The sequence below is a fragment of the Dyadobacter bucti genome (genome assembly GCF_005869225.1).
Taxonomy (GTDB): Bacteria; Bacteroidota; Bacteroidia; order Cytophagales; family Spirosomataceae; genus Dyadobacter; species Dyadobacter bucti.
The window spans coordinates 964,970-976,765 of the sequence record NZ_SWFP01000001.1 but is presented as its reverse complement, the minus strand read 5'-3'; the positions used below and the strand labels follow the sequence as shown (position 1 = coordinate 976,765).

Annotated in this window: 9 protein-coding genes; 6 read left to right on the top strand and 3 right to left on the bottom strand. The window is 49.4% G+C overall.

The features are described from left to right. The first annotated feature begins 71 nt into the window (after positions 1 to 71). The 6 genes from FBF61_RS03545 to FBF61_RS03520 all read left to right on the top strand — a co-directional run bounded on the left by FBF61_RS03545 (position 72) and on the right by FBF61_RS03520 (position 8,028). The gene (locus FBF61_RS03545; RefSeq protein ID WP_138475773.1) at positions 72 to 326 is read left to right on the top strand and encodes a hypothetical protein; all 255 of its coding nucleotides are present in this window, start codon (positions 72 to 74) and stop codon (positions 324 to 326) included. Positions 327 to 453: 127 nt separating this feature from the next. Then, positions 454 to 1,041: an RNA polymerase sigma factor gene (locus FBF61_RS03540; protein ID WP_138475772.1), complete on the top strand. Its 588-nt coding sequence runs from the start codon at positions 454 to 456 to the stop codon at positions 1,039 to 1,041. A gap of 182 nt (positions 1,042 to 1,223) precedes the next feature. Then, positions 1,224 to 2,285: a FecR family protein gene (locus FBF61_RS03535; RefSeq protein ID WP_138475771.1), complete on the top strand. Its 1,062-nt coding sequence runs from the start codon at positions 1,224 to 1,226 to the stop codon at positions 2,283 to 2,285. A 180-nt stretch (positions 2,286 to 2,465) separates the two neighbouring features. Continuing rightward, positions 2,466 to 6,023 carry a SusC/RagA family TonB-linked outer membrane protein gene (locus FBF61_RS03530; RefSeq protein ID WP_138475770.1) on the top strand — a complete coding sequence of 1,186 codons (3,558 nt, stop codon included), beginning with the start codon at positions 2,466 to 2,468 and terminating at the stop codon, positions 6,021 to 6,023. 13 nt (positions 6,024 to 6,036) lie between these two features. Next, positions 6,037 to 7,497, top strand: a complete 1,461-nt coding sequence (locus tag FBF61_RS03525) for a RagB/SusD family nutrient uptake outer membrane protein (protein ID WP_138475769.1) — start codon at positions 6,037 to 6,039, stop codon at positions 7,495 to 7,497. Positions 7,498 to 7,515: 18 nt separating this feature from the next. Next, positions 7,516 to 8,028: a hypothetical protein gene (locus tag FBF61_RS03520; RefSeq protein WP_138475768.1), complete on the top strand. Its 513-nt coding sequence runs from the start codon at positions 7,516 to 7,518 to the stop codon at positions 8,026 to 8,028. A 77-nt stretch (positions 8,029 to 8,105) separates the two neighbouring features. Here the strand turns inward: FBF61_RS03520 and FBF61_RS03515 are convergent, their stop codons facing one another. From FBF61_RS03515 to FBF61_RS03505, 3 genes are read right to left on the bottom strand one after another with little or no spacing between them, the layout of a single operon-like run. Then, the gene (locus FBF61_RS03515; protein WP_138475767.1) at positions 8,106 to 9,380 is read right to left on the bottom strand and encodes a polysaccharide pyruvyl transferase family protein; all 1,275 of its coding nucleotides are present in this window, start codon (positions 9,378 to 9,380) and stop codon (positions 8,106 to 8,108) included. A 52-nt stretch (positions 9,381 to 9,432) separates the two neighbouring features. Then, on the bottom strand, positions 9,433 to 10,698 hold the full coding sequence (locus FBF61_RS03510) for a polysaccharide pyruvyl transferase family protein (RefSeq protein ID WP_138475766.1): 1,266 nt from the start codon (positions 10,696 to 10,698) through the stop codon (positions 9,433 to 9,435). Then, a complete protein-coding gene (locus tag FBF61_RS03505) occupies positions 10,695 to 11,795 on the bottom strand; it encodes a hypothetical protein (RefSeq protein WP_138475765.1) in 1,101 nt (366 codons plus the stop codon). Before FBF61_RS03505 ends, FBF61_RS03510 begins: the two co-directional genes overlap by 4 nt. Position 11,796 lies beyond the last annotated feature (1 nt).

The window sequence follows — 11,796 nt, the reverse complement described above, 5'->3', positions numbered from 1 at the left end:
GCCACCGGAAATGTTGCGGGAATGATAATTATACGTCAAAACAAAATACAGAAATTATCCGGATCATTCCCATGACGCAGAAAAATGATTTAAAAAGAAGCTATCAGAAAATGCTCGACTGGTATCAATACCGGGCTGATGAAAATTCGTCTTCCCTGAAAAAACTGGTCAAATTGCTGGACGAGATCGACAGGACATCGACGGCCAATGAGACGTATGAAAAAGATATTGTTGACCTGGAATCCCTGAAATTCATTTACGAAACAAGTATCCGGAAGTTTGAGAGCCAGGTGGATACGTATAAGATAATGATCGCTGAATTATAAAGCCGGAATTTTTATAAAATCCGGCTTTGTAGCCGGATAAATCGGTCACGCCCAATTTCTTTCTCTTTAAATTATTACATTTATTGTTTGATAGATTTATTTGAAAGACGTCACGACCAGCCTAACCATGTTGGAAGAACAGGAATATTGGAATGAAATGTGCCAGGGTAACTCGAGCGCTTTTGAGAAGCTTTACAGTTACTTTGCCCAGGACCTGTTCCGTTATGGCTACCGGATTTCGTCCAACCATGAACTTGTTCAGGACACCATCCAGGATCTGTTCCTGCATCTCTGGAATAAACGCACTGACCTCGGTACAGTTCATTCTCCACGCTTTTATTTGTACAGATCCCTGAGAAACAAGCTGGTACGGTCATTCGAATCGGATCGTTTTGTTTTCAGCACGGACGGTGATTTGTCTGAACAGTTATTCCCGGCAGAAAAGGATATCGAAAGCAGCTGGATCTCAGACGAGCACAATCATATCCAGCTCACACTTCTCCACGAGGCATTGCTGAAATTACCCGTTCGTCAGCAGGAAGTTATCCAGCTTCGCTATTACCATGATTTTTCGACGGAGGAGATCGGCCGCATGATGAATATCAACCAGCAGTCCGTGCGGAACCTGCAAAACCGCGCGATGCAGCAGTTACGATCTGAGCTCCCATTTTTCACGGCCTCACTGCTTTCGATCTTCTTCAGCTACGGGTTCTGAAACGGATTCATCCTCTTCGTTTTGTTACAAATCTCAAATTTCAGCTTGATGGGCTTATCCTAAGTTTTTAAGGCTTAAATCATACATGGAAATTTGTATATTAATTATTTTAATATTTTTTGTGATTTTACTGAGTACGATTCGAGAGGGCATGTATCTGTAGGGTATAGTTAACTTACCCAATGGAACATTACGAACATTTTACCCTTCAGGACTTTTTACATGATGATCATTTTATCCGGTGGGTGAAAAATCCCGACGCGGATAGTAACAGGCATTGGGAGGCGGTAAGGAATACTTTTCCGCACCAATCGGCTGTGATCGACCACGCAGCAGGCCTTGTTCAGGGATTTGCGAAGTTCTATCCGGAAGTTCCAGATTCAAAAATCGAGATGGCAAGACAGGTGATCATGGACCAGGTGTCCTCCGAAAAACAGATCCCTTTCAAAAGAAAATATTTATACCTGTCGGTTGCAGCTTCCATCGCAATCCTGGTTGGCATCGCACTTTGGTATAATCCGACCGAAGTACCTGTGCATTTCGCCAAAGCCATTCTTAAAACCGATCCGGAAGTCCGGTCAGCCAACGACGGAACAACACCGAAAACGATCCGTCTTAGTGACGGAAGCACGATCACCTTGTCGCCAAAAAGCCACGTTCGGTATGAAATGGGGGAGGCAGACCGTCGGGTGGTGTATCTGGAGGGGGAAGCGTTCTTTCATGTCGGCAGAAATCCTGATCGGCCTTTTTTTGTGTTTGCCAATGGTCTCACCACCAAAGTATTAGGGACGAAATTCAAAGTGTCCGCATACCCGGATGGCGCGGATGTGAAAGTCGAAGTTACGTCTGGAAGTGTGCGCGTGTACCGGTCCGAAAACGGGAAGGAGCGGGCTGAACCGGATGGGCTGACACTGACCCCCAATCAACGGGCCGTTTATACGAAGAAAGACCTGCAGCTTGTACGCACGCTGGTCGCGATGCCGAAATCATTGGTCACCCGTGAGCAGCTTGCAACATACATCTACACAGACACGCCGATTTCGAAGGTTTTTGAAGGGCTGGAGGAAATTTATGGGATCAAGGTTATTTACGATAAGGAGGCATTCAAAAGCTGTCGGCTGAATATGTCGCTTTCCGATGAATCACTTTTCGAAAAGCTCGAACTGATCGGAAAAATGGTGGAGGCAAGATATAATGTACTTGACGGAGAAGTGATTTTCATCGGAGAAGGCTGTTCCGAATAAAACGCATTTTTAAATCCAAACCCTGACTAACATGATGAATGCGCTGAGACCCCCGACCTGATAGTACTCTAAAAATGGACCGGCAATGCGGCAACATTACCGGCCACGGATTTTTGAGGCACCCGGCGGCAACCGGATACCATTGTTTTGCATTTCCAATTACAAAACCTAATTAAATTAATGAACAAAAAACTACAAAATCAAGCCTTTCTGTACGAGCTTATGAAAAGGTCAGTTTTACAACTTACCCTGGCCGTGATGTGCACAGGGATATCGCTGGCGCATACCATGAAGGCTCAAAATATATTGAGCCGGCCGGTAAAGATCCACGTCAAAAACCAGTCGTTTGACAAAACGCTGCTTGCGATCGAGAAGAAAGCAAACGTCAAATTTGCCTACCGTTCCACGCTGACCAAGCCTGACTATAATTTCAACCTCGACGCAGCCGGCGAACAATTGTCGGATGTACTCGACAAGTTTCTCAGTCCGTTGGAGATCAGATATGAGGTATCTGGCGAGCATATTGTTCTGAGGAAAAGCAATCAACCGGCTGAAACGGTAAAAGAGATTGTAGCAGCCGAGCGGATCCTTACCGGGACTATTGTCGATGACAGGTCGGAGCCACTTCCCGGTGTGAGTGTCGTCGTAAAAGGCACTCAACGGGGAACAATCAGCGATACCGAAGGGAAATACTCCATTGCACTGCCCGACGGGCAGGTTTCAATCGTATATTCCTTTGTTGGTTATATCAATCAGGAAATCATCATTACCAACCAATCCGTGGTGGATATCGCTTTAAAAGTGGATATGAAGGCGCTGGAAGAAGTAGTGGTTGTAGGGTATGGTACACAGAAAAAAAGGGATGTTTCGACGGCTATTTCCTCCGTTTCCAGCCGCGACCTCAAAGACAAACCCATGGCCAATTTTGCTGCCGCGATGGCCGGAAAGATGGCCGGTGTTAAAATCGCGAACTCAAATACGGCACCTGGTGGCGGTACCAATATCCGGATACGCGGTGTGAGCTCGATCAATGCGAGCAATAACCCCTTGATCGTGATCGATGGTTTTCCGCTGAAAGACGGTTTCAGTAAAGATGAAAATCCGCTGAACGGGATAAATGTAGCTGATATTGAGTCTATTGAGGTGTTAAAAGACGCTTCGTCCAGCGCGATCTACGGAACGCAGGCGGCCAACGGGGTTATTCTGATCACCACCAAAAAAGGCAAGAAAGGCAAGCCTACGCTCAGCATCAACGCCAGCCGCGGTTTCGACAGGATGATCAACAAGATCGACGTTTTGCATGGGGATGATTTTCTGCAGTATCTCGATGACGCCCGCGCCAACGCTTACATCATAGAAGATCCGAATTTTGGGACCGATAACCTGGACGCGCCACTGTGGAAATGGACAGATTCTCCTGAAAAACGCATCGAGAACTGGAAAAAGTACTCCAGTAATGCAGCTGGAATGGCAGCCCCCGGTAACCTTTTCTACCGCTGGATCACGGTGAGTGACACCATTTACAAAATGCCTTATGACACCGACTGGCAGGACCTGATCACCCGTACCGGGAGTGTCACAGACCTGCAGCTTTCGGCTTCCGGTGGGACGGACAATGTCAATTACATGATCTCAGGCGGTTATTTTGGGCAGAAAGGAATTGTAATGAACTCGGATTACAACCGTATTTCCTTTCGCGCAAACATTGACCTGAAACTGACTAACCGCATTCGTGCAGGAATGTTGCTCGCCCCGACGCTGGAAAATTCGAACGTACTTCCCAATATTGAGGGCGGCAGCACCAGCAATCCATTCTACAATGCCGTGGCCATGCCCCCGATCTGGAACCCGACAACTGCAGACGGAGAGCCGGTATTTTATGGGAATACGTTATTGGATCCCTGGGACTGGAATTTTGCGTTTTTTGTAAATCCTTTGCATTTGTTCCTAAAACAAGATGCAAGACGCAATTTCAAAAACCTCTCGACACTTTATACGGAGATCGACATTATCAAAGGATTGAAATTCAGATCGGAGTTTCACACCGAATACCGTTATCGCCAGCGGGATTATTTCAATCCAAGCTCAGTACCGACGGCTTCTGCTACTTTTTCAAGGTCGCAGGGTATAAATGAGACGACTAACCGGTTATACTGGAACTCCCAGAACTTCCTGACCTTCCAGCGTGAATTCGGTAAACATTCGGTGAGTGCAGTGGCCGGCTATTCTGTGGAAGAATCGAAGTATCGCGATGCCTATATGATGAAGTATGATTATCCAACGGACCTTATACCTACTTTAAATCAGGCGATTACCGTTCAGAATGCGCAGACGGACGCGAGGACCAACCGGTACAGTGAAGCGATGATCGGAAGCTTTGCCAGGCTGATGTACAATTTCGCAGGAAAATATTACCTGACCGGAAGTATCCGTCGGGACGGTTCTTCAAAATTCGGTGCCGACAACAAGTGGGGCGTATTTCCGTCCGTCTCGACTGCCTGGCGTATCTCTGACGAACCGTTTTTCGAGCCGCTGCAAAAATATATCAGCGACCTGAAAATCCGTGGCGGCTGGGGTATTATCGGGAATGCCGGCATTAACAACTACCTGGCCCTGAGCACGCTTACTTCTTCGTCTTATGTGCTCGGCAGCGGTTCTGCGGTTTCACCATCCTATACCGAGGGCAAAATCGCCAACTCGAACCTGGGCTGGGAAGAAACCACCGACTGGGGCGCGGGGATTGACGCTGAGCTGCTTAACAACCGGATTGCGCTGAGCGTAGATTATTTTTACCGCCATACCAAAAACATGCTTTTCAGCATGCCTCTTCCCGTGATCACCGGCTTTGGTTCCTACATGGCCAATATCGGCGCGATGCGTAACCGTGGGTACGAGTATTCGATCACAACACGCAACCTGGTTGGCGCACTGAAGTGGACCACAAACGCGAACTTGTCGTACTACCGCAACCGGGTATTGGATATTGGGAAAGACAAACGGCCGCTGCTTAACAATGATGGCTATACCACCGAGGGAAGACCCATTGCAGGCATTTACGGAGCCAGCTTCCTCGGACCCTACCGTGACTGGGAAGATGTAAAAACGTCACCGATCGTGAATGCCAACAACCCAAGCTGGCGGTTCAGGTCTAGTCCGGGTACGCCCAAGCTGGCCGACGTGAACGGCGACGGTATCATCGATGCGAGCGATAACACCATCATCGGTTCGGCAATTCCCGATTTTGTATGGGGGATGACCAACTCCTTCGAATATAAAGGCATCGACCTGACCATTCAAATCAATGGTACCCAGGGCGGTGACATTTCGATGCGCCAGATGGAAGGCATTTACGGAAGGGGTACGGGACAAAACAATACAACGGTTGATTACTATCAAAACTACTGGACTCCAACCAACCCGGACGCCAAATACACGGCACCAAGCCGGAAATCGTATGATGGTACCAACCTCAGCGGTTCCCTTTTGTACAAAGGTACTTTTGTGAACTTCCAGAACATCGTGCTTGGCTACACGCTGCCGCAAGAGATCGTTGACAGGCTAAAACTCTCCAGGGTAAGGCTGTATGCAACAGCGATCAATGCGTTTTATATCACCAAATTCCCGGGATACAATCCGGAGGCAAACGCACAGGGCGACAATTCACTCTCGCAGGGAATCAACCGGGATTCCTACCCCATGTCCAGATCGATCTCTTTCGGTGTGAACCTAACTTTCTAAATCAGGCATCAAAATGAAGCATATATTTATAGTATTAATCGCCTCAATCTTATTCGTTTCCTGCTCGGAAGAGTTTCTCGACAGGCAGCCTGAGGATACTCTTTCACCTGCGAGCTTTTACCGTAATCCGGCCGAAATGAAAACGGGACTGGTGGGAGTTTATAAAGTCCTGCAGAGCATTTACAGTCAAAACGACCTTCCCCTCATTCCGGAACTGATGTCGGACGATGGAAAAGACCGTTTCCGTACGGACGTTTGGCAGACGTTCAAAAAAACCAACGGAAACTCGCAGGCCAACATCTGGATCAACAACTTCAAAATGATCGCCAATGCCAATACGCTCATTGCCATCATGGCGGCTTACGTGCCGAAAAATGCCGATGAAGAAAAGACGATCAACGCATACAAAGCAGAAGCGTCGTTTCTGCGTGCTTTGGCGTATTTCAATCTGGTGCGGATCTACGGCGCGGTACCTTTGGTTTCGGAACCGTTTGCGGACCTCTCGAAAGCTTTTGGCGTTGGAAGAACGCCGGTGGCTGATATTTACAGCAAGCTGATCGTCCCCGACCTTGAATTCGCAGCTGCCAACTGTCTGAAAAAATCAGAATTGAAAGGTGAAGAAGCCAGAGCTTCAAAAGGTGCAGCCCTGACGATGCTGGGCAAAGTGTACCTGACTCTGAACAATCATGCAAAAGCCGCAGAAGTACTGAAAAGGCTGGTCGTCGATAATGAGGCTGGTTCTTATTCGCTTTTACCCAATTATAGCGACGTGTTCCTGGCGACGAACAAATTTCATAGTGAATCCATTTTCGAAGTGAACTTTAACGTGGCCGCAGGTCAGCCGAGCTACTGGTTCAGATGGGTGAATAATGATGTGGGCCTGATCTGGGGAGTTGCGGGTGCGTCCAATCTTCTGATCGAGCACAATCTGATGCGTGAATTTGTGAGCACGGGAGAAACAATCCGTTACAAAACCACCATCGATTCGGGGTACATTGCTTCGAGTACGATCCCGATCCAGGCGTGGGTGATCAAACATTCTCCCGCCCCGGCGCAGCTGAAACCGTACAACAACACCGGTACCGACAACAATTATGTCATCACCCGTTATGCGGACGCACTCTTAATGTATGCCGAAGCACTGATGGTATTAGGTAAAAAAGATGAAGCCGTTACCTATGTGAACCTTGTCCGGGCGAGAGCAAAAGTACCTGCGATTACTGCCGCGAAGCTCGACCTGGACGCGATCCTGCACGAAAGAAGAATGGAGCTTGCCTTTGAAGGGCACAGGTATTTCGACCTGGTGCGGACAGGTAAGGCCGTAGAAGTGATCACCAAAGCGATCATGACGCCGATTGACTATGATACCAATATTGCGATATCAGGCCCGATTCCGGAAGAGCAGCTGATTCTTCCCATTCCGGTATCCGAAATTGAAAAGGACCAGACTTTACCGCAAAATCCGGGTTATTAATTTAATGGACATTTACAAATGAAAAAGATCTTATATCAAATTACATTAGCCTTGTTCGCAGGCGCATTGCTCACGTCCTGCCTGAAAGAAGATATCGTCGCGACACCGGGCCTTGCCAGTGTTAAATTATATATGGCCAATTTACAGGGAATGGATTCTCTTGTTACGCAGCCTGTGAAGGGCAAGCCTGTAAAAATAGTGGTGGATACGGATGCAGATATGTGCTCGGTGTGGCCGGGCGGTGCCAGGGTCATTATGAAGAAAAAGCAGAGCACGGACGGCGTTACCTTTGCCGATTCGGTTGATATGTTCAACCATCCTGTGCTTGTTAACAGCGATCAGTATTCGGATTACGGCCTGGTTGGCGCGAAAGGATTAAAGACAACGCTTTCGAGCGAGGGATGGTACTGCACCTATACGTACTCCAAATCAGGGGAGTTTGATCTGGTTGTGGTTGTGACAAACCATGGTTACAATACAAATGAATTCAAACCGGCGGTGATAGAAGTAGGTAAATTGCAGGTCAAATAATATTACTTTAAGCGCAGCGGCGGCCCGCTGCGCTTAAAGTAATATTATTGTCGCTTTCTGTCGCGGCCTTCTTCAGCTTACTTCAGTGCCTTTCCCAATATCTCCATAGTCGCCCTCTGCCGGCCTTCCACGATCTGCTTTGCCTGCAATGCCTTTTCTTTTGCCTGGGCGGGATTCTGCGCTATGGCCAGCACAGCAGGCACAATGCGTGCTACTTCCTCGGGCTTGTCCATATCGATAAGCCACTCGTCGAGACCGATGTCGCGCCACATAAAACCCTTCGTGGTTTGTTCGGTGAACCGGCAAACGACTGCGGGTACACCATGACCGATGCACATGATAGGGGAGTGCATTTCAAGTCCGAACAGCCCCGCGGATTTCAGGTATGTACTCAGGGCTTCGTCGGTCAGCCAGTAACGGTCGCGCCACACCACGCGGCTGCGGTATTGCGCAGGCAGCTTGTCCAGCAGGATCTCTTTGCCGAGTTTGACCTGCGTTTCGTCCTCCGGGCAAATCAGTATCTTCAGGTCCGTTTTGTCCAGCACGGCAATCATCGCTTCCCGCAGCGGGCCATTATCATGTTCCTGCATTTCCTTGTTTTTCCCATCCTTGAAAGCGTCGAAAGGTGTGTTCCTGGATTTGACCTCCCAGTAAGGGGTATAACGTTGCCGGGGGATCACACAAAGGAATTTCCCCGGTTCCAGGCCATTGTTTTTCAGGAACTGATCGGCCAGCCCGTCGTTACGCAGATCGACAGCGAACGCCCCGTCCGGGCCGAACTCCATAACAGGGCATTTTACACCCTGCTCACGCGCATATTCCAGCGAAGGCGAATCCCTGAAAAAAGTGAAGGCTGCATGGGTCAATAGTTCCGCGTCGGTCTTGAGCGAAGCGACTTGCTGCTCCGTGGGTGCTCCGTAGAAGCCGGGATAGGTGATGCCGTATATACCATAGGGTTTCCCCGTTTCTTCACGCCATTTTTTCACGTCCGCCCGCGCCACAAGAAAAGGTCCTGATCCGTGCAGCAGAAAATCGCCCTCTGCAAAAGCCTGCTTAACAAGTTCAGGAGTGTTTACGATCCTCACGTTTGGAAATCGCTGTTCCAGGATTTCCTTCACACCATTGCCGATACTGCTCGGCCAGAGCCTGATCTCAACATCGGGCAGGTGTTTTTCAAGAATGGTGAGCACACCGGGAGTATGGCCGATGTCGCCGATGTTGACAGTTTGCCAGGAGGAGCGAAGGATCACTACTTTTTTCTTTGCCGGTTGCGCACCCAGGTTCTGGCTGAGCAATGTCGCCAGGACCAGGCCGGAAGTGTGTAGAAAATGTCGACGGCTGGTTTGAATCATGATGTTTTTGGTTTTTGAACAAAATTTTCAATTGCTTTTGAGCCCGTTCAGATCAGGCATATATGTCTTTTTTCAAAACACCCATCGTTTTCTTAAACAGCCGGTCGACGAGCTTCTTTGCCTTTTTAACCTTTGCACGCGACTTTACGGGATTCTCGATCATATCAAGCACCGCCGGCGTGATACGGGCCACATCTTCGGGCGTGTCCAGGTCAAAAAGCCACTCACCCAGACCAACATCCCGCCACATAAAACCCTTGCTGGTCTGTTCCTTAAACCGGCAGACAATGGCCGGTATCCCATTGGCGACGCACATGATCGGAGAATGCATTTCAATACCAAAAAGTCCCGCCGAACGGATGTACGTACTAATGGCCTCGTCGGTGAGCCAGTAGGTGCTGCGCCAAACCACTTTCTCTTTCACATCATCCGGCAGCGGGTCATACAGCATTTCCTTTCCGATCCGTACCTGTGTTTCGTTTTCGGGGACAATCAGTACCTTTTTGGACGTCTGCCGCACTACTGCGATAATCGCGTCGCGGATCGGCTTGTTGTCCTGCTCCTTCATTTTATCGTTATAGGCTTCTTTGGCTTTGTCGACTGCCCGGTTCTTGCTTTTGAGTTCCCACCAGGGCGAGAAACGGTATTGCGGGATTACGCACACAAACTCGCCCTCTTTCAGGTTGTGCTCTTCCAAAAATGCGATGGCGGGAGCGTCGTTCCGGAGGTCTACCGCGAATGCGCCGTCCGGAGAAAATCCTGTGACCTTGCAGGTAAGTCCGTTGGCTTTGGCAAATTCATACGAAACCGAGTCGCGGAAGTAGCAGAAACTGGCCTGGTTCATGATCTCAATATCCAGCGGGTTGAACTTCGCGGCTTGATCCTGAAATACATAACTGCCCGGAAATGTGATGCCATAAATGCCGTAAGGTTTGCCGGTTTCTTTCCGCCAGACGTCCAGATCTTTGCGTGCTACTAGTGAAGGTCCCGATCCGTGCAGCATAAAGTCACCTTCTTTCAGGGCTTTCTGACGGTCTTCTTCTGTTTGAAGGATTTTTACATTGGGAAATCTTTTAGCCAGCATTTCTTCCACGCCATCGCCTACATCCGAGGGCCACAGCCGTACCTCGGCCTTGGGGATATGTTTTTCCAAAAGCGTCAGTACGCCCGGTGTGTGGCCAATGTCCCCGATATTCACCGTCTGCCAGGAAGATCGTAAAATGATCACTTTGACCGGGGCGGCTTCGACACTTTCCATGGCACCCAGTACCAGGCCCATCAGCAGGGGTGTATCTTTTAAAAATGCGCGTCGGTTCATCGTTTGTTTGGTAAGTTTTGGGTCATTTCAAATTCTTTCACTGCCTTCCGGACAACCGGTATTTCACTTTGGGATAATTTTCTGACGGTTTCAACAACCTTCGGTGATTGTCGGCTGCTGTTTTTCAATGTGCCGATAATCTTGACGGCCATCCAGGGATTGTCCGCGTCCAGATCGCCGGAAAGGGTGTCATACCATTGCTTCGACAATTCGGTGACTGGTTTTAGCCGGGTGAGGATCTCCACCCTTTCCGGTATTGTTTTGGCATTGTAAACAGCTGCCAGCCGATCCTGCAATCCGCGTGCAGTCAGGTCCAGCCGGTGCAGTGCATTCAGCGCCACAGCCCGCAGGGTCGGGTCGGCGGAACCGGCGAGGCCGTCCAGTACGATGGATTCCGTGAAGCTGTTCTGCGGAATGTTCCCTTGCCCGAACATGTCGAGGAGGAACGGCAGGGATTTTGCGCGATTGGCCTGCAACGTTTTTTCAAGTTGCTGGTTTTGCGTCAGTCGCAGAGCGGTCAGCTTCGCCAGCTGCTCTTTTTCTCCCACATGGATCAGATGCCAGAGGGTGTGCGTAGTATAAACTGCCTTTTCCACAGCCGCCTCCGCGATCTCATGCTTTGTTGCCCCCGACACCGCGTCAACACCGTCTTCGGATTTTTCGTCCACCAGCTCGCTCAGGGTGTATTCCCGCAACGGCGACCAGTCGTCTTTCAGGATCGACATCAGTTTACGGTAGTCCCAGGTCGTGAAGTCGCTGTGATCGGTTTTGGTCAGCGGCTCCTTGAAAACCTCAAGACCGGCAAAGTCTCCGGTAAAATCCCAGTAAATACCTACATCGATCGGGCGGCAGTCGCCGGTGAGGCAAACCTCGGTGGCAATACGCCGGTACCAGTAAATAATGCCGTCGGGACTGGTGTATTCCAGAACGGCGACGGGTTCCGAATGGTCATCATTGATATTCAATAAAAGACCCTCCGTCCGCAATGTCAGTTGTTCCAGCTCCGGGCTCCGGTAATAGGTCCTTTCCGCAACCTGCCCAAAGGACCATGTTGCGGAAAGTGACAAAAACAGCAGTATCAGGCGTATTCCAGGCATG

Bases quoted from the DNA above. Each gene is read 5' to 3' on its own strand.
- FBF61_RS03510 (WP_138475766.1), bottom strand. From the start codon at position 10,698: ATGAACCGACGCGCATTTTTAAAAGATACACCCCTGCTGATGGGCCTG.
- FBF61_RS03530 (WP_138475770.1), top strand. From the start codon at position 2,466: ATGAACAAAAAACTACAAAATCAAGCCTTTCTGTACGAGCTTATGAAA.
- FBF61_RS03540 (WP_138475772.1), top strand. From the start codon at position 454: ATGTTGGAAGAACAGGAATATTGGAATGAAATGTGCCAGGGTAACTCG.
- FBF61_RS03525 (WP_138475769.1), top strand. From the start codon at position 6,037: ATGAAGCATATATTTATAGTATTAATCGCCTCAATCTTATTCGTTTCC.
- FBF61_RS03535 (WP_138475771.1), top strand. From the start codon at position 1,224: ATGGAACATTACGAACATTTTACCCTTCAGGACTTTTTACATGATGAT.
- FBF61_RS03520 (WP_138475768.1), top strand. From the start codon at position 7,516: ATGAAAAAGATCTTATATCAAATTACATTAGCCTTGTTCGCAGGCGCA.
- FBF61_RS03505 (WP_138475765.1), bottom strand. From the start codon at position 11,795: ATGCCTGGAATACGCCTGATACTGCTGTTTTTGTCACTTTCCGCAACA.
- FBF61_RS03515 (WP_138475767.1), bottom strand. From the start codon at position 9,380: ATGATTCAAACCAGCCGTCGACATTTTCTACACACTTCCGGCCTGGTC.
- FBF61_RS03545 (WP_138475773.1), top strand. From the start codon at position 72: ATGACGCAGAAAAATGATTTAAAAAGAAGCTATCAGAAAATGCTCGAC.